Origin of the sequence: Sphingomonas sp. (genome assembly GCF_030145815.1) — a bacterium.
Classification (GTDB): Bacteria; Pseudomonadota; Alphaproteobacteria; order Sphingomonadales; family Sphingomonadaceae; genus Sphingomonas.
The window spans coordinates 108,378-133,305 of record NZ_JAIXHL010000010.1; the positions used below are offsets into that span (position 1 = coordinate 108,378).

25 protein-coding genes are annotated in these 24,928 nt (G+C 67.8%); 14 read left to right on the forward strand and 11 right to left on the reverse strand.

Features of this window, described 5'->3' with window-relative positions; all coding sequences use genetic code 11:
* The first annotated feature begins 106 nt into the window (after positions 1–106).
* The 6 genes from rpoZ (at position 107) to KYX69_RS10795 (ending at position 6,581) form a co-directional block, all read left to right on the forward strand.
* A complete protein-coding gene (rpoZ, locus tag KYX69_RS10770) occupies positions 107–451 on the forward strand; it encodes a DNA-directed RNA polymerase subunit omega (protein WP_300497017.1) in 345 nt (114 codons plus the stop codon).
* 166 nt (positions 452–617) lie between these two features.
* Positions 618–1,994, forward strand: coding sequence for a glycosyl transferase family protein (locus KYX69_RS10775; protein WP_300497020.1), 1,377 nt, complete (start codon positions 618–620; stop codon positions 1,992–1,994).
* Entirely contained in the window at positions 1,991–3,007 is a 1,017-nt protein-coding gene (locus tag KYX69_RS10780; RefSeq protein WP_300497022.1) for a hypothetical protein, read from the forward strand. Before KYX69_RS10775 ends, KYX69_RS10780 begins: the two co-directional genes overlap by 4 nt.
* A 122-nt stretch (positions 3,008–3,129) precedes the next feature.
* Positions 3,130–4,044, forward strand: a complete 915-nt coding sequence (locus tag KYX69_RS10785) for a sulfite exporter TauE/SafE family protein (RefSeq protein WP_300497024.1) — start codon at positions 3,130–3,132, stop codon at positions 4,042–4,044.
* Entirely contained in the window at positions 4,041–4,808 is a 768-nt protein-coding gene (locus KYX69_RS10790) for a TIGR02186 family protein (protein WP_300497026.1), read from the forward strand. Before KYX69_RS10785 ends, KYX69_RS10790 begins: the two co-directional genes overlap by 4 nt.
* A 99-nt stretch (positions 4,809–4,907) precedes the next feature.
* Complete coding sequence (locus tag KYX69_RS10795) at positions 4,908–6,581, forward strand: DUF87 domain-containing protein (RefSeq protein ID WP_300497028.1); 1,674 nt, start codon at positions 4,908–4,910, stop codon at positions 6,579–6,581.
* 125 nt (positions 6,582–6,706) lie between these two features.
* Here the strand turns inward: KYX69_RS10795 and KYX69_RS10800 are convergent, their stop codons facing one another.
* Together KYX69_RS10800 and KYX69_RS10805 are read right to left on the reverse strand one after the other, a co-directional pair.
* The gene (locus KYX69_RS10800) at positions 6,707–7,393 is read right to left on the reverse strand and encodes a LamG domain-containing protein (protein ID WP_300497032.1); all 687 of its coding nucleotides are present in this window, start codon (positions 7,391–7,393) and stop codon (positions 6,707–6,709) included.
* Positions 7,390–8,895: a M23 family metallopeptidase gene (locus tag KYX69_RS10805; protein WP_300497033.1), complete on the reverse strand. Its 1,506-nt coding sequence runs from the start codon at positions 8,893–8,895 to the stop codon at positions 7,390–7,392. Before KYX69_RS10805 ends, KYX69_RS10800 begins: the two co-directional genes overlap by 4 nt.
* Positions 8,896–9,126: 231 nt before the next feature.
* Here KYX69_RS10805 and KYX69_RS10810 point away from each other — a divergent pair, with 231 nt between their 5' ends.
* The 3 genes from KYX69_RS10810 to fdxA all read left to right on the forward strand — a co-directional run bounded on the left by KYX69_RS10810 (position 9,127) and on the right by fdxA (position 12,329).
* Positions 9,127–11,601: a helicase-related protein gene (locus KYX69_RS10810; RefSeq protein ID WP_300497035.1), complete on the forward strand. Its 2,475-nt coding sequence runs from the start codon at positions 9,127–9,129 to the stop codon at positions 11,599–11,601.
* Entirely contained in the window at positions 11,594–11,881 is a 288-nt protein-coding gene (locus tag KYX69_RS10815; RefSeq protein WP_300497036.1) for a S4 domain-containing protein, read from the forward strand. The genes KYX69_RS10810 and KYX69_RS10815 overlap by 8 nt, the downstream gene beginning before the upstream one ends.
* A 106-nt stretch (positions 11,882–11,987) precedes the next feature.
* Complete coding sequence (gene fdxA / locus KYX69_RS10820; RefSeq protein ID WP_066661540.1) at positions 11,988–12,329, forward strand: ferredoxin FdxA; 342 nt, start codon at positions 11,988–11,990, stop codon at positions 12,327–12,329.
* A 3-nt stretch (positions 12,330–12,332) separates the two neighbouring features.
* Here fdxA and KYX69_RS10825 read toward each other — a convergent pair whose 3' ends face one another.
* On the reverse strand, positions 12,333–13,211 hold the full coding sequence (locus KYX69_RS10825) for a tetratricopeptide repeat protein (RefSeq protein WP_300497039.1): 879 nt from the start codon (positions 13,209–13,211) through the stop codon (positions 12,333–12,335).
* A gap of 266 nt (positions 13,212–13,477) precedes the next feature.
* On the opposite strand from KYX69_RS10825, the gene KYX69_RS10830 reads away from it, so the two are divergent.
* The 3 genes from KYX69_RS10830 to KYX69_RS10840 all read left to right on the forward strand — a co-directional run bounded on the left by KYX69_RS10830 (position 13,478) and on the right by KYX69_RS10840 (position 15,613).
* Complete coding sequence (locus tag KYX69_RS10830) at positions 13,478–14,011, forward strand: CarD family transcriptional regulator (RefSeq protein ID WP_066661542.1); 534 nt, start codon at positions 13,478–13,480, stop codon at positions 14,009–14,011.
* Positions 14,012–14,124: 113 nt separating this feature from the next.
* Positions 14,125–14,853, forward strand: a complete 729-nt coding sequence (locus KYX69_RS10835; protein ID WP_300497042.1) for a head GIN domain-containing protein — start codon at positions 14,125–14,127, stop codon at positions 14,851–14,853.
* Positions 14,854–14,899: 46 nt separating this feature from the next.
* Positions 14,900–15,613, forward strand: a complete 714-nt coding sequence (locus KYX69_RS10840) for a DUF2807 domain-containing protein (protein WP_300497044.1) — start codon at positions 14,900–14,902, stop codon at positions 15,611–15,613.
* Positions 15,614–15,777: 164 nt separating this feature from the next.
* Here KYX69_RS10840 and pdeM read toward each other — a convergent pair whose 3' ends face one another.
* The 4 genes from pdeM to KYX69_RS10860 form a co-directional block, all read right to left on the reverse strand.
* Positions 15,778–16,455 carry a ligase-associated DNA damage response endonuclease PdeM gene (gene pdeM / locus KYX69_RS10845; protein ID WP_300497046.1) on the reverse strand — a complete coding sequence of 226 codons (678 nt, stop codon included), beginning with the start codon at positions 16,453–16,455 and terminating at the stop codon, positions 15,778–15,780.
* A 31-nt stretch (positions 16,456–16,486) separates the two neighbouring features.
* The gene (locus KYX69_RS10850; RefSeq protein WP_300497048.1) at positions 16,487–17,434 is read right to left on the reverse strand and encodes a retroviral-like aspartic protease family protein; all 948 of its coding nucleotides are present in this window, start codon (positions 17,432–17,434) and stop codon (positions 16,487–16,489) included.
* A gap of 191 nt (positions 17,435–17,625) precedes the next feature.
* A complete protein-coding gene (locus KYX69_RS10855) occupies positions 17,626–20,034 on the reverse strand; it encodes a ligase-associated DNA damage response DEXH box helicase (protein WP_300497050.1) in 2,409 nt (802 codons plus the stop codon).
* A 21-nt stretch (positions 20,035–20,055) separates the two neighbouring features.
* Complete coding sequence (locus KYX69_RS10860) at positions 20,056–20,241, reverse strand: hypothetical protein (protein ID WP_300497051.1); 186 nt, start codon at positions 20,239–20,241, stop codon at positions 20,056–20,058.
* An 89-nt stretch (positions 20,242–20,330) separates the two neighbouring features.
* On the opposite strand from KYX69_RS10860, the gene KYX69_RS10865 reads away from it, so the two are divergent.
* Positions 20,331–21,326, forward strand: coding sequence for a ligase-associated DNA damage response exonuclease (locus KYX69_RS10865; protein ID WP_300497165.1), 996 nt, complete (start codon positions 20,331–20,333; stop codon positions 21,324–21,326).
* A gap of 104 nt (positions 21,327–21,430) precedes the next feature.
* Positions 21,431–22,129, forward strand: a complete 699-nt coding sequence (locus tag KYX69_RS10870) for an NAD-dependent deacylase (RefSeq protein ID WP_300497054.1) — start codon at positions 21,431–21,433, stop codon at positions 22,127–22,129.
* Here the strand turns inward: KYX69_RS10870 and era are convergent.
* The 4 genes from era to lepB are packed head-to-tail and all read right to left on the reverse strand — an operon-like array spanning position 22,126 to position 24,913.
* On the reverse strand, positions 22,126–23,028 hold the full coding sequence (era, locus tag KYX69_RS10875) for a GTPase Era (protein WP_300497057.1): 903 nt from the start codon (positions 23,026–23,028) through the stop codon (positions 22,126–22,128). The genes KYX69_RS10870 and era overlap by 4 nt on opposite strands.
* Positions 23,029–23,030: 2 nt before the next feature.
* Positions 23,031–23,342: a GIY-YIG nuclease family protein gene (locus KYX69_RS10880; protein WP_300497059.1), complete on the reverse strand. Its 312-nt coding sequence runs from the start codon at positions 23,340–23,342 to the stop codon at positions 23,031–23,033.
* A gap of 57 nt (positions 23,343–23,399) precedes the next feature.
* The gene (rnc, locus tag KYX69_RS10885) at positions 23,400–24,110 is read right to left on the reverse strand and encodes a ribonuclease III (RefSeq protein WP_300497168.1); all 711 of its coding nucleotides are present in this window, start codon (positions 24,108–24,110) and stop codon (positions 23,400–23,402) included.
* On the reverse strand, positions 24,065–24,913 hold the full coding sequence (gene lepB / locus KYX69_RS10890) for a signal peptidase I (protein WP_300497062.1): 849 nt from the start codon (positions 24,911–24,913) through the stop codon (positions 24,065–24,067). The genes rnc and lepB overlap by 46 nt, the downstream gene beginning before the upstream one ends.
* Positions 24,914–24,928: the final 15 nt, after the last annotated feature.

Consider the following 24,928-nt stretch of genomic DNA (forward strand, 5'->3'; position numbering starts at 1 on the left):
CGGATCGCGCCAGCCCCGGCGCAGCGCTGGGCGATTTCCTTGACTCGCGCCGCCGTACCGCCTAGATGGCCGCCTTTCCTGTATCTCTGCCCAAAGGAAGCGTTCCATGGCGCGCGTCACTGTCGAGGATTGCGTCGACAAGGTTTCGAACCGTTTCGATCTCGTGCTGCTGGCGGCTCAGCGCGCGCGTCAGATTTCCGGCGGCGCGGAGCTGACCATCGATCGCGACCGCGACAAGAACCCGGTCGTCGCGCTGCGCGAGATCGCGGAAGAGACCGTGCGTCCCGACCATCTCGAGGAAGCGTTGGTCGGCAGCCTGCAGCGCGTGCAGATCGACGATGAAGAAGCGCCCGATGACGTCGGCAGCCTGGCCGCATCGGCCGAGGCGCTGCGCCTCACCGCCGCTGCCCCGCCGCGCAACCAGAATCTGGGCGCCGATTACGACGGCTAAGCCGCGCGTCATCGCTGCCAGTCGAAAGGCCGCTGCCCCACCGGGCGGCGGCCTTTTCGCATTGCGTGGCAGGGCTTTGCTCCACTCTGGTGCAAGCTCCTGATTTTACGCTTGCCCCCTCTCGATCCGAATCGGACAGTATCGTGTCCGAATCGGGGGAGTCGGCATGGGGGTGGAGCAGACGACCCTGTTGGTCATCGACAGCATCGCGCGCGAAGCGATGCTGTTCGCCGCGATCGGATTCCTGATCGGCGGGATCGACGATCTGCTGATCGACTTTGCCTATGGCATCGCGCGCATTCGGGCCCGGTTGCGGCACGAGCTGCCCCGCAGCCTTGCCGCCGCACCGCTGCCGATGGCGGTGTTCATTCCCGCGTGGGACGAGGCGGCGGTAATCGGCGCGATGCTGCGCGCGACGCTCGCCCGCTATGGCGCGGGGGACTATCGCATCTATGTCGGCACCTATCCCAATGATCCCCCGACGATCGCGGCGGTGGCAGAGGTCGCCGCAACCGACCCGCGGGTGCGGCTCGTGATCGGGCCGACGCCGGGGCCGACGACCAAGGCCGATTGCCTCAACGCGCAGTGGCGCGCGCTGTTGCGCGACGAAGCGGCAGGTGAGCCGTGCGCGGCGATCGTGCTGCACGATGCCGAGGATCTGGTCCATCCGGATGAACTGCGCGTATTCGCCGCCTGGCTGACCGATCATGACGCGGTGCAGCTGCCGGTCCAGCCGCTCGCCGATGCGCGCTCGCCGCTGGTCGCCGGGCATTATCTCGACGAATTCGCCGAGAGCCACGGGAAAAATCTAATCGTGCGCGCGGCGCTCGGCGCGGCGATCCCCTTTGCCGGGGTCGGCTGCGCGATCGGGCGGGAAATGCTCGGCCGGATCGCCGACAGCCGTGACGGGCAACCGTTCGACGCGGCCAGTCTGACCGAGGATTATGAGCTGGGCCTCACCGTCGCCGCGCTGGGCGGACGGACGCGGTTCGTGCGCGCGCGCGCCGCGAGCGGAGAGCTGATCGCGGTGCGTGCCTATTTCCCGGCCAGCCTCAACGCGGCGGTGCGGCAAAAGGCGCGCTGGCTGACCGGCATCGCGCTGGCCGGATGGGATCGCGTCGGGTGGCAGCGCGGCGGGTCATTCGGCGAGCATTGGATGCGGATGCGTGACCGGCGCGCGACGCTGGCGATTCCGGTGCTGGCCATCGCCTATATTGCATTGGTCGCATGGGGCCTGTCGCTCGTCGGGCATTGGCTGGCGGGGACGCAGAGCCCCACGCCGGATGTGCCGGTCGGCTGGCTGCTTGCGGTCAATGCCGGTCTGCTCGGCTGGCGCGTGGCGATGCGGATCGCATTCACCGGGGCCACGCATGGCTGGGTTCAGGCGTTGCTGGCAGTTCCCCGGGTGCTGGTCGCCAGTCTGATCGCGCTGCTCGCCGCGCGCCGGGCGATCGCGATATATTGGCCAACGTTGCGTGGCGACCCGGCGCGCTGGGACAAGACCGCGCACCACTTCCCCGACACGCAGGAGCGCGTGGCGTGACCGCTCAAGCCGCGCCCGGCCGCGGCCGTCCCTTGCGCTTCGTCGCCATGGTGGCGGTCGGCTGGGCGGCGATGCGCGTGGTATTGCTCTGGCCCGAAGGCGCCAGCCTGCCCGAGGCGATCGAGGCGGCGATGCCGCTCCGTCCCGCTGCCGCAGCACCGGCGATCCGTGCGGTGGAGCCTCCGCCCCCGATAGTCGCGCTCCGCCCCGCCATGGCGCGCACCGCAGTTGCGCACGCCGCCACCGGCACCACCGCCGCAATCTCGCCGCCACAGGCCAGTTTCGCGATGCTGAACTTGGTCTCCTTCGGCACCGAGCGGGCGGCGGCTGACAGCGTCGCGCCGCTGCCGCGCATTCCCGCCCCGCCCGCGATGCTCGCCCCCCGCGCGACGCCCGACCGCTGGCAGGCAAGCGCATGGCTGGTCACCCGGCGCGGCGCGGGCGTGGGCGGAGCGATGCTGGGCGGTGACCAGGCCGGGCTGCGCATCGCGCGCACGCTCGACCGGCGCGGGCGGCTGGCGCTCTATGCACGCGCAACCACCCCGCTCGCCGGCAACGGGCGCGAGCTGGCGCTGGGCGTGGAGTGGCGACCATGGCGCGCACCGATGCGCTTCCTCGCCGAACAGCGGCTGGCGCTCGACGGAGGCAAATCGGGGCCCGCCGTCGCGGTGGTCGGCGGCGTCAGCGGCATCGACCTGCCCTTCGTCTTCCAGCTCGAAGCCTATGGTCAGGCCGGTGCGGTCAAGCGGACCCGCGTCGAACCCTTTGCCGACGGCGCGCTGCGGGTGACGCGCGACATTGCGGCGGTCGGCACGGCCCGGCTGGCGCTGGGGGCCGGTGCCTGGGGCGCGGCGCAGCGCGACGCGGCGCGTATGGATATCGGCCCGACCGCCGTCACCACGGTGCCGATCGCCGGACAGCCGCTGCGCATCGCACTCGACTGGCGCGCGCGGGTCGCCGGCGATGCGCGTCCCGGATCGGGGCCAGCGCTCACCCTCGGCGCGGATTTCTAGAGTTGGATTCAGCTCCGCTGATTGGCGGGCCGGCGCCGCAGCCATTTCAGCCGTGCTGAAAACAATCTATCGCCCGCGCGCCCTTCCGCAGTGCGGCGTGAAGGGCTAGGCAGGACATCCTCATGGACCTGTATCTCCCCATCGCCAGTCTCTCGGTCAACGCGCTGGTCATCGTGTTGCTGGGGCTGGGCGTCGGGATGCTGTCGGGTATGTTCGGCGTGGGCGGGGGCTTCCTCACCACCCCGTTGCTGATCGTCTATGGCATCCCGCCCACCGTCGCGGCGGCGTCGGCGGCGAGCCAGGTGACCGGGGCGAGCGTGTCGGGCGTGTTCGCGCATTTCCGCCGCAACGGCGTCGATTTGCATATGGCATGGGTACTGATCGGCGGCGGCGTGCTCGGCTCCGGCGCGGGCGCATTGCTGTTCCGCCTGCTCCAGGCGAGCGGGCAGATCGATACGGTGATCGCCCTGCTCTATGTCGTGATGCTGGGGTCGATCGGCTGGCTGATGTTGTCCGAATCGCTCGGCGCGATCCGTTCGGCGCGGACCGGAGCGACCGCGCGCGCGCGACGGCGGCGGCATCATCCGATGGTCGCGGCACTCCCGCTGCGCTGGCGTTTCTACCGCTCGGGCCTCTACATCTCGCCGCTCGCGCCACTCCTGCTCGGCTTTGCCACCGGTATTTTGACGATGCTGCTCGGCGTCGGCGGCGGGTTCATCCTGATCCCGGCGATGCTCTATCTGCTCGGCATGCCGGCGCAGGTCGTGGTCGGCACCTCGCTGTTCCAGATCCTGTTCGTCAGCGCCGCCGCGACCATGGTGCATTCGGTAACGACCAAGGCGGTCGATATCGTCCTCGCCGCGCTGTTGCTGCTCGGATCGGTCGTTGGGGCGCAGCTCGGCGCACGCTTTGCGGCGCGGACAAAGCCGGAATATCTGCGCCTTGCGCTGGCGATCATGGTTCTGCTCGTCGCGCTGCGCATGGTCGCCGGCCTCGCCTGGCAGCCGGACGAAATCTACTCGGTAGAGCTAGGATGAAGCTCCCGCCGCTCCTCCTCGCACTCACCGCGCCGCTGCTGCTGGGACAGGCCAAGCCGACGCTCGTCCCCGATGTGTCGCAGCGCGAGATCGAGATCATCTACTCCTTCACCGGTGCGGAACTGCTGTTGTTCGGCGCGATCGTTCAACCGGGCAACACGGCCCCGCGCCCCGGCGATCCGCCCACCGACATCGTGGTGGTGGTCAAGGGGCCGACCGAATCGGTGCTGGTGCGCGAGAAGCAGCGCGTGGCGGGCATCTGGGTCAATGCCGACCGCACCCGCTATCGCTCGGCCCCGTCCTTCTACGCCATTGCCTCGTCGCGCCCGATCGACCGGATCGTCGATGCGCGCACCCGCGCCATCTACGAGCTCGGGCTCGATAGCCTCCAGCTCTCCCCGGCATCGGGCGCGGCGCCTGCGGTCCAGTCGCGCTTCGACGCGGGGCTGGTCGACCTCAAGCGCCGCGCGGGCCTTTATTACGAGGCCCCGGGCACCGTCGAAATCACCGACAATGTCCTCTATCGCGGCCGCATCCAGATTCCGGCGCGCGTGCCGGTCGGGCGCTTTACCGCCGAAACCTTCCTGATCCGCGACGGTCGCGTGCTCGCCGCAGCGGTGCGCGAGATCGACATCCGCAAATCGGGGTTTGAGCGTTGGGTGGCGGGCGCGGCCGAACAGCACGCAATGCTCTACGGCATCGCCGCAGTGCTGCTGTCGATCGGCTTCGGCTGGGCTGCGGGCGCCATTTTCCGCCGATTCTGAGCCGTTGGTGGGCCGCGCCGGCCTACTCCCCACGCGAACCACTTCTTTACTCCCGTCTCGTAGAACCACGGTGTTTTGCAGGGGGAGCAGTAGCGCGTGATGACTGAAGACATGGGCGGCCATCGATTCGACCGCATCCGTCCGGCCTCTGAGGTCAGCGACGCGGCGAGTCCCGCAGCGGCCCATGGCATCGGCGTCGTCTCGGCAATCGGCGGCGCATCGAGCGAAGTGGTGTTCGACCGCGCCGCACTCGAACCGCTTGCCACCAGCGCCGATCCGGCGGTCGCCGGGGCCGGTACCGTCGGCAGCCAGATCAAATTGCGCGCGGGCAGCAGCTGGCTGATCGCCAATATCCGCGCACTGCGACTCGACGAACGCAGCGGCGCAGTCGTTGCGCAGGTCGATTTCCTGGGCGAGGGCGACGAGGAAAAGCTGACCGGCAAGCTCTACAGCTTCCGGCGCGGCGTCACCCGCTACCCGGTTCCCGGCACGCCGGTCTTCCCGGTCTCGACCGCCGACTTGAAGCAGATCTACGCCGCCGACGACCGCGCGCATATCGAGGTCGGCAATGTCTATCCGACCAAGGATATCCGTGCCGCGCTCTATATCGATTCGATGCTGGGCAAGCATTTCGCGCTGCTGGGTTCGACCGGTACCGGCAAATCGACCGCCGCCGCGCTGATCCTCCACCGCATCTGCGAGCTCGCGCCGCAGGGCCATGTCGTGATGATCGATCCCCACGGCGAATATTCAGCGGCGTTCAAGACCAACGGCGCGCTGTTCGATGTGTCGAACCTCGCCATGCCGTACTGGCTGATGAACTTCGAGGAACATTGCGAAGTGTTCCTGACCACCGACGGGTCGGACCGTCAGGTCGACGCCGACATCCTCGCGCGCTGCATCCTGATGGCCAAGCAGAAGAACCGGCTCGCCGCCGAGTTCGGCAAGCTGACCGTCGACGCGCCGATCCCGTATCTGCTGTCGGACCTCACCCAGATCATCCAGCTCGAAATGGGCAAGATGGACAAGGCGACCGACACCGCCCCCTATCTGCGGCTCAAGGGCAAGATCGACGAGATCAAGGCCGACCCGCGCTATACCTTCATGTTCAGCGGCATGCTCGTGTCGGACACGATGGCGAGCTTCATTGCCCGCATCTTCCGCCTGCCCGGCGACGGCAAGCCGATCTCGATCATCGACGTGTCGGGCGTGCCGAGCGAGATCACCAGCGTCGTCGTCGCAGTGCTCAGCCGGATGGTGTTCGACTATGCCATCTGGTCGCGCGGCGAGGCACAGCGCCCGATCCTGCTCGTGTGCGAAGAGGCGCACCGCTACGTGCCGAACGAGCGCAACGCCGACGGATCATCGGTCGGCCGCATCCTCAGCCGCATCGCCAAGGAAGGGCGTAAGTACGGCGTCTCGCTCGGCCTGATCACCCAGCGCCCCTCGGATCTGGCCGAAGGCGTGCTGTCGCAGTGCGGCACGATCATCTCGATGCGCCTCAACAACGACCGCGACCAGGCGTTCGTGCGCGCCGCGATGCCCGAAGGCGCGCGCGGCTTCCTCGACGCCATCCCCGCGCTGCGCAACCGCGAGTGCATCATGGTCGGCGAAGGCGTCGCCACCCCGGTCCGCGTCGCGTTCGACGCGCTGGAGGAAAACAAGCGCCCGGCATCGGGCGACCCGCTCTTCTCCGAACTGTGGCGGCATATGGGTGGGGAAGACCAGATCCTCGACCGCACGATCCGCCGCTGGCGCGCGCAGGGGCGGTAAAAGCCCCCATCGTCACCCCCGCGAAAGCGGGGGCCCATCTCCCGGACTGTCCAGGATTTGCGCCGGCGCGTTTGCCGATCGTGCAGGAGATGGGCCCCCGCTTTCGCGGGGGTGACAGTCTGGGATCAGCGCGGAATTTTCAGCACATAACGCTCCGGCGCCAGCGCCTCACCGCGCGTAAACGCCGCTGCGCGCACCGCACCCTTGAACGGGCTTACCGCGTTCATCCGCATCCCCACCGACGCCACACCCGGCGCCTGCGGCACAAAGGCCAGCTCGGCCCGCGCCTGCTCCACTCCGTTGACGAAGGCGCGATAGACCCGCCCGTCATAGCTTTGCGCGACATGGTGCCAGCGCCCGACCGGCCAGCGCTTGGCCGCATCGATCAGCGGCGCGCGATAGCCGGGGCCGAGCAGGAAGGTGTCGAGCCACCATTCGCTGCCCTCGGTCCGGATTTCGAACAGCATCCGCTGCCCATCCTTCGCGGTCGCGGCCGACCCATCGCCGCTCTCCAGATGGAACCAGCGCTGCTCGAACGTGCCGCCATCGGGACGGAACAGTGCCTCGAACGTGAAACGCGGCGTGCCGGCGAGCGGATGGCGCGGGATCAGCAGCTGATCGCGCACCCCGTCGAACAGCATGGCCTTGCCCAGCGGACTGTCGATCAGCTGCGGCGCGCCGATCACCCGCGGGGTCAGCCCGCCGATGCGCTTGAGCGAATCGAATTTCCAGAGTTCCGCGCGACGCTTGGCGACTGCAGGCGCAGCACACGCAAACGCCGCTCCGGCGATCAGCGTGCGACGACCGATCACTCGGCGGCGTCGGTCTGGGCAGGCTTGTTCCGCGTGCCGCCGACCGGCACCGCGAGCAGCTGCGCCAGCTTCGACTTGAACGCGCGCAGATCGTTCCCGCCCAGCTGCTGGACCACCGAGAAGCTGACCGAGCGCGGGTTGATCGCCACGCCGTTGCGATAGAGTTCGTAGTGCAGATGCGGCCCGGTCGAGATGCCGGTCGAACCAACATAGCCGATCACCTGACCCCGGCTGACCCGCTGTCCACCGCGCACCGCGATCCGGCTCATATGGCCATAGCCGGTGCCCATGCCGCCGCTGTGATTGAGTCGCACGAAATTGCCATAGCCACCATTGCGCCCGGCAAAGGCGACCACGCCGTCATTGGCCGCGCGGATCGGCGCGCCATAGGGGGCAGCGATGTCCATGCCCTTGTGCATCCGGCTGAAGCCCAGCACCGGGTGACGCCGCAAGCCAAAGCCCGAGCTGATCCGCCCCGACGTGGGCATCGCCATTGTGCCCTTGCGTTCGCCCGTGCCGCGCCCGTCGAACCAGCTGACCTTGCCGCCGTCTTCCCAGCGGACCAGCTGGACCTTGCCCGCGCCGCCGCCGTTCAGCCCTGCGTAGAGCAGGTTGCCGAGCTGCACCTCGCCAGTCGCGGCGCGCGCCTGTTCGACGATGATGTCGAATTCCGCGTCGGCCCCGACCCGGCCAATCGGCGTGCGGGTGGCGATCGACCGGATATAGGCTTCCACCGCGCGCGACGGCGCACCGGCGGCGCGCGCCGAGCGGTACAGGCTCTCCCCCACCCGGCCACGGATGCGCAGCGGGGTGTGATCGACCGCGATCGGAATTTCGTTGAGCGCCAGGCCGGTGGGCGTGCGCACCAGTTCGAGGCTGAGGTCGAAGCGCGCCCGGAACGCCAACTTCTCCAGCGGGCGCGGCGCGGACTTGTCGACCCGGCGGCCGAGCGTCAGGTCGAGCTGCGTCCCCGATTTGAGGTCGCCCAGCGCCATCGCGCCGCCGACCAGATTGGCGGCAGTGGCGGCTTCGCTCGTGGCGACTCCGGCCCGCGCCAGTGCTGCCTGCAATCCGCCGCCCGATCCCAATGTCACGCTATGCTGGATGATCGGCCGCTCCGGCGTATCGGTCAGCGGCGTGACCAGCCGGTTGGCGGCCAGCTTCGTCCCGGTCACGCCACCCTTGTCCAGCGGCGCGATCGACTGCGCGCGCATCAGATCGGCGCTGGCGGCATGGGCCGAAGGGACGCTGCCAAAGATCGGACGTTCGAAGCCGGGCGACAGCAGATAGACGAAGGCGCACAGCCCGGCGCAGGTCGCGGCGCCGCGAAACCATTCCGGGCTGCCGATACGGGAGCCGAGGTCGGGGACCAGTTCGAAATCGGGATAGCGTTCGCGAAACCGCTCGATCATGCCGGGCTTGCGCACATCGACGCCGCGCCCGAACGACAGCGCAGCAGCACCACCCGATTGATCCGAACCCTGATCGCTGCGCAGAAACAAGGCGCGCTGCCCCCACTCACAATCGTTTGAACGAAGTGCCGTTCCCCCGGCGTCGGCCCGAACGGTTGTGGATAGTATATGCTAATGTCAAATTAAGCAGGCGCGGGTCGCCCGCTTCTTGCGGCGAGTCGTGCCGGTGCGGGGATGGGGCGTGTTGTTAACCGAAATTGCTAGGGAAACCCCCGCGCGGTGCCTTGCGCCGCGCTCGACTCGGGGCAATCTTGTCCGGTGATGGCGCGTTCCCCGAACAGCCCGGTCACTGCGGTGCTCGGCCCGACCAATACCGGCAAGACGCATCTCGCGATCGAGCGGATGGCGGCGCATTCCAGCGGCATCATCGGCTTCCCGCTGCGCCTGCTGGCGCGCGAAGTCTATGACCGCATGGTCGCGCTCAAGGGGCCGAAGGAAGTGGCGCTGGTCACCGGTGAGGAACGCATCGTCCCGCCCGGCGCGCGCTGGTTCCTGTGCACCGCCGAATCGATGCCGCTCGACCGCGAAGTCTCCTTCGTCGCGCTCGACGAGGGGCAATTGGGCGCGGACCCGGAGCGCGGCCATGTCTTCACCGACCGCATCCTGCGCGCGCGCGGTCGCGACGAAACGATGATCCTGGGGTCGGACAGCCTGCGCCCGGTGCTGCGCAAGCTGGTTCCGGACGCGGAGATCATCACCCGCCCGCGCTTCTCGACGCTGTCCTATGCCGGCGCCAAGAAGCTCTCGCGCCTGCCCAAACGCTCCGCCATCGTCGCGTTCAGCGCGGAGGAAGTCTATGCCGTCGCCGAAACGCTGCGGCGGTTGCGCGGGGGCGCGGCGGTGGTGATGGGCGCGCTCAGCCCCCGCACCCGCAACGCGCAGGTCGCGATGTTCCAGGCGGGTGAGGTCGATTATCTCGTCGCCACCGACGCGATCGGCATGGGCCTCAACCTCGACGTCCATCACGTCGCCTTTGCCAGCCTCAACAAGTTCGACGGCCGCCGTCAGCGCCGCCTGACCATTGCCGAAATGGCGCAGATCGCCGGGCGCGCGGGCCGCCACCAGCGTGACGGCACCTTCGGCGCGCTGGTCGAAGAAGGCCCCGGCGCGTTCACGCCCGAGGAAATCGCCGCGATCGAGGGGCATCGCGTCCCCCCGCTCGACCATCTCTACTGGCGCGAGGGCGAGCCGGACCTCAGCAGCATCGCCGCGCTGATCGCGAGCCTGGAGGCCAAGCCCGACCTGCCCATGCTGCGCGCCGCGCCCGAGGCAACCGACCTGATGGTGCTCAAGCGCCTCGCCGACGAGGATTGGGTGCGCGACCGCGTCCGCACGCCGCGTGCCGTTGCGCGGCTGTGGGCAGCGTGCGGCCTGCCCGATTTCCGCAAGCTGGGCCTCGACCCGCATGCACGCTTCGCGTCGCGCGTGTTCCGCCATCTGAGCGAGGGGCGCGGCCATATCCCGCATATCTGGTTCGCGGACGAAATCGCCCGGCTCGACCGCGTCGATGGTGATGTCGAAAGCATCGCCGGGCGCATCGCCGCCGCGCGCAGCTGGGCCTATATCGCGCACCGCGCCGACTGGCTGGAGGACCCGGCGCATTGGGCCGACCGCACCCGCGCGCTGGAGGAGAAATTGTCCGACGCGCTCCACGCCAGCCTCACCCAGCGCTTCGTCGACAAGCGCACCACGGTGCTGCTGCGCCAGATCGGTGCGGACGCCTCGCACCTTCCCGTGGTGATCGGGGCCGAAGGCGAGGTGACGGTCGAGGATCATGTGCTTGGCCAGCTCAACGGTTTTCACTTCGCGGTATCGCCCGATGCGCGCGCCGCGGACAAGCGGATGCTGCTCGCCGCCGCCGAAAAGGGCCTCGCCCCCGAACTGCGCCGCCGCGCCGCCGCGCTCGCCGATGCGCCGGACGACGCACTCTCGCGGGTCGGCGACGAACTCCACTGGCAGGGCGTCCGCGTCGCCCATCTCGACTCCACCGCCAATCCGCTGCGTCCCGCGATCCGGCTGTGCCGCACGCTCGACGTGCTGGATGTGCGTGAAAAGGCTGCCGCGCAGGCACGGGCTGCCGCCTGGCTCGACGCGCGGATCGCCGCCGACCTGCCTGATCTCGCCAAGCTCGACGCGCTCAGCCGCGATGCTGCTGCGGGCAGCCGGGTGCGCGCGCTCGCCGGATTGCTCGTCCAGGCCGGCGGGCTGATGCCGCGCCGTGCTGCCGGGGCATTGGTCGAGGCGCTCGATGCCGATGATCGCAAGCGGCTGCGCAAGGCGGGGCTGGTGATCGGTACGCTCGACCTGTTCATGCCCGGCCTGCTCAAACCCCGCGCCGCAGCCGCGCGCCGTGCGCTGCTGAACCTTGGCGATGGACCGACAGATGGCGCCAGCGTCCTCGCCCGCACCGCACCCGGCGCAGCGCTCGACCATGGCTATCGCCCGCTGGGGCAACAGGCGGTGCGCATCGACCTGGCCGAACGGATCGCCCGCGCGGCGCATGACTCCAGAAAGGGCCGCGCGCCCTTCGCGCCAGACCCTGCGCTGGCCACATCGATGGGCCTGACCTCCGACACGCTGGCGCGGCTGATGGCGCAGCTCGGCTTTCAGGCGCTACGCGGACGCGAAGGCCAGCCGCAGCGCTGGGTGTGGAAGGGGCTGACCCCGCTCGCCAAGCCCAAACCGGCCCCGCGCGACAACGCCTTTGCTGCGCTTGCGGACCTGATCGATGGCTGACGCGATGCGGCTCGACCGCTTCTTGTGGTGGTCGCGCATTTCCGCCTCGCGCAATTTTGCCCGCGCGCTCGCCGAATCCGGCCATTTGCGCATCGACGGACGGCGGGTCGAGCGGGGCCACCTTCCCGTGCGGCCCGGCAACATCCTCGCCTTCGTCACGCATGGCGGAAAGGTGCGCGTGGTGCGGATCGAAACACTGCCGCACCGGCGCGGTCCACCCGCCGAAGCGCGCGACTGCTACACCGAACTCACCGCGGGCGCGCCCGTCGCACAAGATTGAGAACGTATCGCAGAAAGCGTGTCTTGATTGACCTGACGCAGCGGCTTGCATAGCAAAAGGCGATAGAACACCGCCCGGACGGGGCGTTTGAGGGGCCGAACCTGCCATGACCTATGTCGTCACCGACGCCTGCATCCGCTGCAAATATATGGACTGCGTCGAGGTGTGCCCGGTCGACTGCTTCTATGAGGGCGAGAATATGCTCGTCATCAACCCGAGCGAGTGCATCGATTGCGGCGTGTGCGAGCCCGAATGCCCCGCCGAAGCGATCCTGCCCGACACCGAGAGCGGTCTGGAACAGTGGCTGGAACTCAACAACACCTTCTCCGCGCAATGGCCCAACGTCACGCGCAAGGCCGACCAGACCCCGGCCGACGCCGACGAGCACAAGGGTGAAGAGGGGAAGTACGAGAAGTATTTCTCGCCCGAACCCGGCGCGGGCGACTGATCTTCAATCGCCCTTTTCGAGCGACTTCACGATTTCCTGCCATTTCGCGCGCCGCGCGGGATCGGGGTCCTCGGCGGCAGCGATCCTGAGCCATCCAACCCATTCCGGCACGCGTGCGCGGTTCACGACTTTGCCGTCCGGCGAAATCTCCTTGTAGATCGCCTGGGCGACGTGGATCGCCGCGTCTTTGCGCCCGCCGTCATAGGCAACGCGCCACCAGCGTTCTGCCGCAGCCCGGTCGAACGGCGTCCCGTCGCCATACCAGTGAATTTGCGCCACCAGAAACGCCGCATTCGCCTGTTTCTGTTCAGCCGCAGCGGTCAGCCAGCGTCGCGCCGCGACCACATCCTTGGGCACGATCTTACCTTCAAGCAGGAAGATGCCATAATCCGCCTGAGCATGCGCGTTTCCCGCCTCCGCCGCTTCGCGACACAGCGCCACGCCGCGCGGCGCATCGACGGGGCCGCCTTGCCCGGCAATCAGCAAATTGCCGAGCGCGCACTTGGCCTGAACCCAGCCAAGCTCCGCCGCCTGTGCGTACAGCACCCGACTGCGCGCCAGATCCTTGGGGCGCCCCTCGCCGCGCTCATGACACAGCGCCAGATTGTGGGTTGCGTCGCCGCGCTTGCCCGCGCCGCGCTCGAACCAACCACAGGCTCGCGGCACATCGACGGGAAGCCCAAGTAGGCCGAACATCAGCGCTTCGCCTAGCAACTCCGCAGCGACGGCATCGGTGGCGGCGAGCGCCTCAAGCTCCCGGGCAAACGCGCTCGCCGACATCGATCCGCGTCGATCGACCAACGCGCGAACCGCAGGCGTCATCGTGGCCTCGGCGGAAGCATCGGGCGACGGGATCGCAAGGAGGAGGAGCAGTGACAACATGCACGAACTATGGTCGGATCGAACATGGCGCGCAATCAGCCTCACCCCGGACTGAGCGCAGACAATGGAGTCCAATCCCCACCAATTCCGGTGTGGTAATTTTATTGCATCTGTGTTAAACAGCGCGCCGAACGTGAGGAATCGCGTTTCGGTACTGGAGACCGTTGTTGATTTGCCCCGAACCGGCTTCACCCGCCCGGTAACCGCACCGGGCCTGTGGCGCAATCCCTTCAGGGGCGTGAGTTCAAAAGAAAGGCTTCCCGCACATGGCTGCCAAGGCGCTGTCCTTCGATGTCGGCGATTATGTCGTATACCCCAAGCACGGCGTTGGCCGTGTGATCGAACTCCAGAAGCAGGAAATCGCGGGCATGCAGCTTGAGCTGTACGTGCTCCGCTTCGAAAAAGAGAAGATGACCCTCCGCGTTCCGACCAACAAGGCGGAAAGCGTCGGCATGCGCAAGCTGTCGAGCGACAAGACGCTGCGTGAGGCGCTCGACACGCTCAAGGGCAAGCCCAAGGTCAAGCGCACCATGTGGTCGCGCCGCGCGCAGGAATATGAAGCGAAGATCAACTCGGGCGACCTGGTGTCGATCGCCGAAGTGGTCCGCGACCTGTTCCGCGCCGACGACCAGCCCGAGCAGAGCTATTCCGAACGCCAGATCTTCGAAGCCGCCGCCTCGCGCCTCGCGCGTGAGCTCGCCGCGATGGAGCAGATCGACGAAAAGGCCGCGCTCGAAAAGCTGCTCGACATCCTCCGCGCCTCGGCCGCGATCTACAACAAGGACAAGGCGACCGCCTGATTGGGTGATGCCGATCCGTTGACGACAAGGGCGGTCCTGCGGGGCCGCCCTTTTTGTTTGCACCGTCTGTGCGCAGCGTGTATTATTGAAACAACACACATTGGAGAGAGCCGATGAACCGCTTCCGCATCGCACTTGTCGCCACCGCCGCATTGTCGCTGTCGGCGTGCAACTTCGCCAACGGCATGAGCGGCGACGTCGTCCAGCCGAGCGGCCAGGGCGCGACGCGCACTTTCCAGGTCGCCGACTTCACCGGCGTGTCGCTGCGCGGCGCCGACGATGTCGAAGTACGCACCGGCGCCTTCGCTGTCACCGCCGAGGGCGACAGCGCACTGCTCGACCGGCTCGAAATCCGCAAAGATGGCGACACGCTGCGCATCGGGCGCAAGGATGGCGAGTGGAACTGGGGCGGCGACAAGGGCGCAAAGATCATCGTCACCCTCCCCGCGCTCGCCAGCGCTGACATTGCCGGGTCGGGCGACATGACGATCGACCAGGCCAAGCGCGATTTCGATGGCGCCATTGCCGGCTCCGGCAACATGACCATCGCCGCGCTGGCGGGGGGCAAGGCCGATCTGGCGATTGCCGGATCGGGTGACGTGACGATCTCCGGCGGGACCAGCTCCGCGCTCGACATCTCGATCGCCGGGTCGGGCAACGTCACCGCGACCGGCCTCAAATCGGCCAAGGCCGATATCTCGATCGCCGGCTCGGGCAATGTCCGCGCGCAGGTGAGCGGGCCGGCGGATATCTCGCTGATCGGATCGGGCGATGTCGAACTGACCGGCGGCGCAAAGTGCTCGGTCAGCAAGATGGGCTCGGGCGACGCGCGCTGTAGCTGAGTCACGTCACTTGCGCGGGGCGGGCAATCGGTGCGATGCCCGCCTGATGCGCTTGCTTGCTCTCCCCATCCTGTTGCTCGCCTCGGCGGCGGCACCCGTTCCGCAGGCGTCGGAGAGCAACACCGTCATGCTCACCGGCTTCGGACGGCTGCGCGTCGATGGGCCGTTTCTGGTCAAGCTGATCGATGGCCAGCCGCCCAAGGCCGTGATCACCGGCGACCGCCGCGCGCTCGACCGGGTCAGCGTCCGCAACATGGGTGGCCAGTTGGTGATCGGCCCACGCAACCAGACGTTCGAGGGGTGGAGCGAGGCGAGCGGACCGCTGACCATCACCGTCGGCGCGCGCGGGCTGCGCGGGATCAACATCAATGGCGGCGGATCGGTCGAGGTCGACCGGATCGGCGGCCAGCGCGTCGATCTGGGCGTCAATGGCGCGGGCTCGCTCAATATCGCACAGCTCGACGCGGATCAGCTTGCGGTCACGCTGACCGGCACCGGCGCGGTGCGGATCAAGGGCGGCCTGACCCGCTCTGCCCGGTTCGGCAGCTATGGCGCGGGATCGATCGACGCGACAGGGATGACCGTCAACGACCTCATCGTCCAATCGCAAAGCGCCGGGGACAGCCACTTCACCGCCCGCTACACCGCGCAGATCGCGACGCTGGGCACCGGCGCGGTCCGCGTTACCGGCAACGCCGCCTGCCTGATCAGTGGCCCCGGCCCGGCGAGCTGCACCGGCAAAACTGAGCGGCGGAAGTAAACCCCTCCCTGAAAGGGAGGGGTCGGGGGTGGGTGCGCGCGTCTGCGCGCCGAGTAGGCTCAAACAGACCGTGCGGCAAAACAGCGGCAATCGAGGCATCGAGCCTCGCTTGCCGCTAAACCCACCCCTAGCCCCTCCCTTTCAGGGAGGGGAACCGCCGGGGTTCACGCCGCAATCGGAAAGCGCAGCAACCGGTCCTCGAGCGCGACCAGCGCCTGCGCGCCGCGCCCGACTGCACGGACGATCTCCGGATGATCGACGTCGAGTCCCCCGGTCAGCGCGCCGAACGCAGGCAAGATCAGCTTGGTCCCGCTCGCCACGAAGCACCGCCGCGCCACCGCCCGTCCGCGCGCCCGGATGCGCAATTTGGGATGGAAATGCCCGGACAATTCGGGCCGCAGCTCGCCCGGCTCGGCCTCGTGCCGCAGCAACAGGCCGTCGACCTCCGCCTCGATCAGCACGCGCCCGCCGCAATGGTCGATCGCCGCCTGCTCGGCCAGCGCCGCATCGTGATTGCCGGTGATCCAGGTCCACTCCAGCGCCCCGGTCAGCGCACGCAACTTCACCCGCGCCGCCTCCGGCAACCGCTCGCACCCGGCCGAATCGTGGAAGCTGTCGCCCAGGCACCACAGCTCGCGCGCGTCGGTGCGTGCGACCAGCGCCGCGAGCGCATCCAACGTCGCCAGGCTGTCATAAGGCGGCAGCAGCTGCCCCCAGCGCGCGAACCAGCTCGCCTTCTCGAAATGCAGGTCGGCGACGATCAGCGCGCGCCGCGCCGGCCAGTATAGCGCCGCCTCCGGCAACGCGCACAGATCATGACCGGCGAACGAAAAGGGAACCATGGTCCCGCTATCGCCGCGCCGACGCGCGCCGTCAACCGATGCGCGATCCGGTGGCCGGTGTGGGATTGCGATCCATCACGAACCGCACCCGGCGCGCGGGAAAGTCGATCTCGACCCGGCGGAACGCACGCAACGCGTCCATCCCCAGCATCAGCGCGGGGCGATCCTCCAGTCCGAAATGCGCAAAGGGCGGGATATCGGCAAAGGCGACCGGCAGCCCGCTCATCACCACCCCGCCCATCCGCACCCGACCCGCGACATGGTAGTTCAGCGACAACTTCTGACCGGTCACGCTGGTCAGCTCGATCGGACCTTTCAGGGGAATACGCCGCAACCGCCGCTGCAGCGCCAGATTGCCCATGCTGATCTGCGATCCGGTATCGAGCACCACCGTCACCCGATGCCCCTCGAACTCCGCCTCGGTCACGATCAGCTGGCCGAGCCGGCTGCGCGCGACGATCACGATCTCGTCGGGATCACGGTCGCGTGCCGCGCCATACTGCAATTTGCGCGACGGCCGCACCGCCATCTCGCGCTTGGCAAAGTCGATCGAGACCATGTGATCGCGCAATTGCTCGATACCCAGCAGCCCGTGCCCGCCGAGATGCACCTCTTCCAGCGCCGGCGCGTTGAACGCGCGCCGGTCGCGCACCGGCCCGACGCTGAGCGAGGGGACGACCACCGTCTCGACCCGGGCGGTGCCGGTCATCGTCGTCAGCCGCACCTGCGGCCCGGCGGCAAGGCCGAGCTGCCCCGCCAGCTGGCGCGACACGACCGAGCGTTCGGCACCGGTATCGATGATGAAGGGTCGCGGCGGGGCGCCACCGATCGACACCGGAACGGTCATCCGCGTCGCGATCGACCCCAGCGCGACGGTCTTGCCTTCTGCCTCTGCGACCGGGGACGGCGGCGACGATTCTTCCGGCGCGGGTTGCGCGCCGAACGCTGCAACGAGCGGCAGGATGAAGAACGACCGCATCGCACGATCCTACACCGCGCCATGCTGCGCAGCAATTGCCGTTGGTCGAAGGGATTTTGCGGTTGAGCGATGCTCAAACGGTTGCGGCACCGGCCCGCTCCCCCACCCGGCCACCCAACGACAGTGTATTCTATGGGTAGCCGGGTGGGGGAGCGGGCCGGCGCCGAACTGCGCCGAAAGGCGCAGCAAACTCAATCCACCCGCATCGCCTCGACCGCCAGCGCCTCGGCCTCGATCAGCATCGCGTCCTCCGCTGCGCCCTGCGCCACCGTCTCGCGCCCGATCATGATCAGCACCGGCACCGCCATCGGGCTGACGCGATCAAGGTCGACATGCACCATCTGCTCCGCCGCGGTGTCGAGCAGATGCGCGAGCCGCCCGACATCGGTCATCCGCGCCCGCGCATCGGCCCAGGCCGCCTTGAGCAGCAGGTGATCGGGCTCATATTTGCGCAGCACGTCATAGATCAGGTCGGTCGAAAACGTGACCTGCCGCCCGGTCTTTTTCTTCCCCGGCTGCTGCCGCTCCACCAGCCCGCCGATGATCGCGACCTCGCGGAACGCCCGCTTGAGCAGCGCCGACCCCTGCACCCAGTCGACGAACTCATCCTCCAGGATATCGGGCGAAAACAGCGCCACCGGATCGGTGATCGGCTCCAAGCCATACACCGCCAGCGCATAATCGTTCGCAACGAACCCGATCGGTTTCAGCCCCAGCGCCTCCATCCGCCGCGTCACCAGCATGCCGAGCGACTGATGCGCGTTCCACCCTTCGAAACTGTACACCACCATATGGTGCCGCCCCTCGTGCGGGAAGGTTTCGACCAGCAGCCGCCCCGGCGCGGGCAATTGCGAGCGATATTGCTGCACCTCCAGCCATTCGCGCACATCGTCGGGAAAGCGCGCCCACTCGGCCGGATCGGCCAGGAATCGCCGCACCCGCTCCGCCAGTGTCGAGCTGATCGACAGCCGCAGGCCCGTGTACGACACGATCCGCGCCGGTTTCGCGGTCGCGCGCACGATCACATCGGTCAGCTCGACCCGCTCGACCTCCACCACCATTCCGGCAAAGAAGAAGCTGTCGCCGGGCGACAGCTGCGACCCGAAATTCTCCTCGACCTTGCCCAGCCGCCGCCCATTCTTGAACCGCACGTCGAGCATCGGCGATTCGACGATGATCCCGGCGTTCAAGCGATGCTGCGCAACAAAGGCCGGCTTGGTCACCCGCCACAGCCCGTCCGGCGTGCGCGTCAGCCGCTTGAACTTATCATACGCCCGCAGCGCATAACCGCCATCGGCGATGAAGTTCAGCACGCGGTCGAACGTCTCGGCATCCAGCGCCGAATAGGGCAGCGCGCCCTGCACCTCGCGCAGCAACGCCCCGGCCTCGAACGGCGCGGCGCACGCGACCCCCATCACATGCTGCGCCAGCACGTCGAGCGCGCCGGGGCGGAAGATATCCGGATCCAGCTCGCCCGCCTCGACCGCGTCGAGCGCCGCACGCGCCTCGAGATATTCGAAGCGATTGCCCGGCACGAGCACCGCCTCGCTCGATTCGTCCAGCCGGTGATTGGCGCGCCCGATCCGCTGCAACAGCCGCGAGCTGCCCTTGGGCGCCCCCATCTGGATCACGCAATCGACATCGCCCCAATCGACGCCGAGATCGAGGCTGGCAGTCGCGACCAGCGCGCGCAGCTTGCCGTCGGCCATCGCCTGTTCGGCCTTGCGCCGCGCCTCCAGGCTCAAACTGCCATGATGCACTCCGATCGGCAGCTGCAGGTCGTTGGCCTTCCACAGATTCTGGAACACCAGCTCGCACAGCCCGCGCGTATTGCAGAACACGATCGTCGTGTTGTGCGTTTCGATCTCCGCCATCACCTGCGGGATCGCATAGACGCCGCTATGCCCGGACCATGGCACGCGCCCTTCGGGCAGCAGGATCGCGATATCGGGGTCCGCCCCCTTCTCCCCCACCACCAGCTCGACACTGTCGATGTCGCCATGCGGCGCGAGCCAGGCGCGATAGCCATCGGGGTCCGCCACCGTCGCTGACAGCGCCACCCGCCGCATGCCCGGCGCAATCACCTGCAACCGCGCCAGCGCCAGCGCCAGCAGGTCGCCGCGCTTGCCCGTGGCAAAGGCATGCACCTCGTCCACCACGACCGTCTTCAGCCCCCCGAACATCAGGAAGCTGTCCTCGTACGACAGCAACAGGCTCAGCGATTCGGGGGTAGTCAGCAGGATCTGCGGCGGCCGCGCGCGTTGGCGCATTTTCTTCTCATGCGACGTATCGCCGGTGCGCGTCTCGACCCGGGTATCCAGCCCCATCTCCGCGATCGGGGTCAACAGATTGCGCTGCACATCGACCGCCAGCGCTTTCAGCGGCGAGATATACAGCGTGTGCAGACCTTCAGTGGGCGCTTCGATGAGTTCGGTAAGGGTGGGCAGGAAACCCGCCAGCGTCTTCCCCGCCCCCGTCGCTGCAACCAGCAGCGCGTGCTTCCCCGCCCGACCGGCCGCCAGCATGTCCAACTGATGCCGCCGCGGCGCCCATCCGCGCGCGGCGAACCAGTCGGTCAAAGGCGCGGGAAGGTCGCTCACATCGCGGGTCTTAGCGCAGGCCTACGGCTCGCGTCGCGTATCCTCTTCATTCTGCGCGTCGTACATCTGGCGCGTCGCTTCCTCGGTGCGCTGCTTCTCGCGCGCGCTCGTCCGATTGTGCAGGATCGCCCACAGGATCACCGCTGCCAGGATGATCGGACCCAGGATCGTGATCACGCCCCAAAGGCCGCCGCCGCTGTCCACCATGTCATCATCTCCTTCGCTTCCGCTCCAACGAAAGCGATCCGCGATTGATCCGACTGGAACCGAGCGGGGCGCTCGCGCATATCGCATCCATGGCATTGGGCGACTGGATCACCCCCCATCCGGAAGGCATCCATGTCCCCGCCGCGGACATCTGGATCGACCCGTCGCAGCCCAAGCCGCGCGCCTTTGTCACCCATGGCCATGCCGACCATGCGCGCGGCGGCCATGGCGAAGTCTGGGCGACCCCCGAAACGCTGGCGATCATGGACGCACGCTACGGCCCCCAGACCGCGCACCCGGTCGCCTATGGCGAGACCGTTCGCATGGGTGACGTCGAGATCGGCTTCGTCCCCGCGGGCCATGTGCTGGGCAGCGCCCAGATCGTGCTGGATCATCGCGGCGAGCGCATCGTCGTCTCGGGCGACTATAAGCGCCGCCCCGATCCCACCTGCGAACCCTTTCGCCCGGTCAAATGCGACGTGTTTGTGACCGAAGCGACCTTCGGCCTTCCCGTCTTCCGCCATCCCGAAACCACCGACGAGATCGACAAATTGCTCGCCGCACTGCGCGCCGAACCCGAACGCTGCGTGCTCGTCGGCGCCTATGCGCTGGGCAAGGCGCAGCGGGTGATCGCCGAGCTGCGCGGCATGGGCTTCGACGACCCGATCTACATCCACGGCGCGCTTCAGCGGCTATGCGACCTGTACATCGACCATGGCGTCGCGCTCGGCGAACTGCGCCCCGCCACCGGCGTCGCCAAAAAAGAGCTTCAGGGCCGCATCATCCTCGCCCCGCCCGGCGCGCTCAACGACCGCTGGTCGCGCCGCCTGCCCGATCCCGTCACCGCGATGGCGAGCGGCTGGATGACCGTCCGCCAGCGCGCGCGCCAGCGCAACGTCGAACTCCCGCTGATCCTGTCCGACCATGCCGATTGGGACGAACTGACCACGACGCTGCGCGAAATCGCGCCAAAGGAAGTCTGGGTCACCCACGGCCGCGAAGACGCGCTGGTCCACTGGTGCCGCAACCACCAGATCAAGGCGCGCGCGCTGGAGCTGGCGGGCTATGAGGACGAGGATGACTAACCGTCGCCCCGGCGCAGGCCGGGGCCGCCAGGTTTTGCGCTATTCCCTCACCACATGGCGGCCCCGGCCTGCGCCGGGGCGACGAATGATGTAGAGCGATTCGCATGACCCACCCCCGCAACATCGTCATCCTCACCGGCGCAGGCATCTCCGCCGAATCCGGCGTCGCCACCTTTCGCGGCCCCGGCGGGCTGTGGGAGGGGCATCGCGTCGAGGATGTCTGCACCCCCCAGGCACTCGCGCACGACCCCGAGCTGGTCCACCGCTTCTACGACGAGCGCCGCGCCAATCTGGCCACGGTCGAACCCAACGCCGCGCACCACGCGCTCGCCCGGCTCGACGCGGAGTGGCAAGGCGAGCTGCTGCTGGTCACGCAGAATGTCGATGACCTGCACGATCGCGCCGGATCGAAACGCATGCTCCACATGCATGGCGAGCTGAAGTCCGCCCTGTGCGCGCTGTGCGGCGTGCAGAGCGAATGGCCCGACCCGCTCCCGCCCGGCACGCCATGTCCATCCTGCGACGCCCCCGCGCTGCGCCCCGACATCGTGTTTTTCGGCGAGATGCCCTATCACATGGAGGTGATCGACGCCGCGCTGGCCCGCGCCGACCTGTTCGTGTCGATCGGCACGTCGGGCGCGGTCTATCCCGCCGCCGGCTTCGTGCGCACCGCGCGCTACCACGGCGCCGACACGCTGGAACTCAACCTCGACCGGTCGGAAGGCAGCGCGTGGTTCGCGGAAAGCCGCCTCGGCCCCGCCGGGACGCTAGTGCCTGAATGGGTGAACTCGCTGCTCGTCTAGTCGACCCAATCCAGCCCGATCTCGCGATACAGGCTGCGGTCCTCTTCCCAGCCCGGCCGCACCTTCACGTGCAGGAACAGCTGGACCTTGACCCCCAGCAGGTTCGCCAGTTCGGCCCGCGCGCGCGACCCGATTTCCTTGATCTTCGATCCCCCCTGCCCCAGCACGATCGCGCGCTGCGTCGGCCGTTCGACCAGGATCTGCTGGTAGATTTCGACCGACCCATCGGGCTTTTCGGTGTAGCGTTCGGTCTCGATCGCCGTCGCATAGGGCAGCTCGGCGTGGAGCAGGTGATAGAGCTGCTCGCGCGTGATTTCCGACGCCAGCATCCGGTCGGTCGCGTCCGACACCTGATCCGCCGGGAAATGCCACGGCCCCTCCGGCATGCGCTTGGCGAGCTCCGCCTTCAGCTCCGCCACGCCGTCCCCGGTCGTCGCCGACACGAAGAACGTATCCTCGAACTCGGCCAGCTCATTCAGGCTCGCTGCATGGCCCAGCAGGCGCGGCTTGTCGGCGATATCGACCTTGTTGAGGATCAGGATCTTGCGTTCGCGCCGGTCCTTCAGCCCTGCGACGACGCTGCGCACCTTTGGCCCGATCCCGCCCTTGCCATCGACCACCAGCGCGATCAGGTCCGCGCCCTGCGACCCTTCCCACGCGGCGGCGACCATCGCACGGTCCAGCCGCCGCGCCGGATCGAAAATCCCCGGCGTGTCGACCAGCAACAGCTGCGTATCGTCTTGAATCGCAATCCCCATCAGCCGCGCGCGCGTTGTCTGCGCCTTGGGGCTGACGATCGCCACCTTCTGCCCGACCAATGCGTTCACCAAAGTCGACTTGCCCGCATTGGGCGCGCCAACCACGGCGATCAGGCCGCAGCGTTGATTATCTACAGTCAAATTTACTCCGTTCGCCCTGAGCTTGTCGAAGGGCCGTTCTTCCCCTTCGCCAACGCCGAAATCAAATTCCAATCGCCGCGGATCAGCGCCATCTTCTTGGCCCGGCTCCATCCCTTGATGCGACGTTCCATCACGAACGCCTCATGCCGGGTGGGAAACTCCTCGCACCATACCAGCTTCACCGGCAACAGCTTCGAGGTGAAACCTTCGAACCATCCGCGCTCATGCTGCGCCAGGCGGACCTCCAGATTGTCGGTATGCCCGGTATAGAAGGCACCGCCACGACAATGCAGCATATAGGTCCAGAATGGCATCTGCACAGTAAGAACGAAGAACGGCCCTTCGACAAGCTCAGGGCGAGCGGGAAGATGTCAGCGGGTCAGCCTATCGAGCAACGCCGCCGCCGCCGCGGTCTCGGCTTCCTGCTTGCTCGACCCCTGGCCCTCGGCTTCGGCCAGCTTGGCGATCTCCGCCTTTACCCGAAAGCGCGGCGCGTGGCCCGGTCCCGAACGCTCGACCAGCACATAGTCCGGCGCGCGGCGGTTGTTCGCCGCCGCCCATTCCTGCAGCGCGGACTTGGGATGCTTGGGCGCCGCCGACTGGCTATCGATCCGGCTGTCCCACAGCCGCCGCACCAGCGCACGCGCCGCGTCGAACCCCTGATCGAGGAAGGTCGCGCCGATCAGCGCCTCCATCACATCGCCTAGCACATTGTCGCTGTCCGACGCGCCATCGTCGCGCGCCTGCTTGCCCAGCCGCAAATGCGCCGGCACGCCGATCTCGCGCGCCACCTCGGCGCACATCTGTCCGGTGACCAGCGCGTTGAAGCGCCGCGACAATTTCCCCTCCGGCTCGCCCGGAAACCGCGCATACAGCCATTCGGCCAGCGTCAGCCCGAGCACGCGGTCGCCCAGAAACTCCAGCCGCTCGTAATTGTCCGCGCCCTGGCTGCCATGCGTCAGCGCACGACGATAGACCGCCAAGTCCTCCGGCGCATGGCCCAGCACCCCGGCCAGCCAGCCGGGCAGGTCGTCACTCAAAAGCCTTCCCCGATCCGCTCGAACCGCGCCGCGCTGAACCAGGTCCAGGGCAGCACCCATTGCGCGCTGCCATCGGTCGACCAGAAATTGACCACCGCCTTGCCCTGAATATTCTCCATCGGGACAAAGCGGATGCCGCCGCGATTGGTGCCGGTCGAATCCATCACCGGCTCGAACCGGCTGTCGGCGCTGTTGTCGCGATTGTCGCCCATCAGGAAGACATGGCCCGCCGGCACGGTGAAGACCTGGGTATCGTCGCCGGTGGTCGGCCCGGAATCGAGCACGTCATAGCTCTTCCCGCCCGGCAGCGTCTCGCGATAGCGCGGGATGCGGCACACCGCCGTGCCATCCGCCGCCGTCTCAAGCGTGTCCGCATCGCACTCGGCGTTCGGCGTCATCGGCAGCACAAAATCCGCCACGCGCTGCTTGGGAATCGCCTGCCCGTTCAGGATCAGCTGACCGCCGCGCATCTGGACCGTGTCCCCCGGCACGCCGATCACGCGCTTGATCCAGTCGGTCTTCGCATCCGGCGGCGCCTTGAACACCACCACATCGCCGCGCGCCGGATCCTTGGCAAAGATGCGCCCCGGGATCAGCGGCAGGCTCCACGGCAGCGAATGCTTCGAATAGCCGTAATTCCACTTGGTGATGAACAGATAGTCGCCGACCAGCAGGCGCGGCAGCATCGACCCCGACGGGATGCTGAACGGCGCGAACACGAAACTGCGCACGATGAACACCAGGATCACCAGCTTCACCAGGAAGCTGATCGTATCCCGCAGCTCGGAGCGCGGCTTCAGGGTCTCGGCGGGGGCGGCGGGCTGCGCCGTGGCGGAATCGTCCATGGTTCTGCTGTGCTT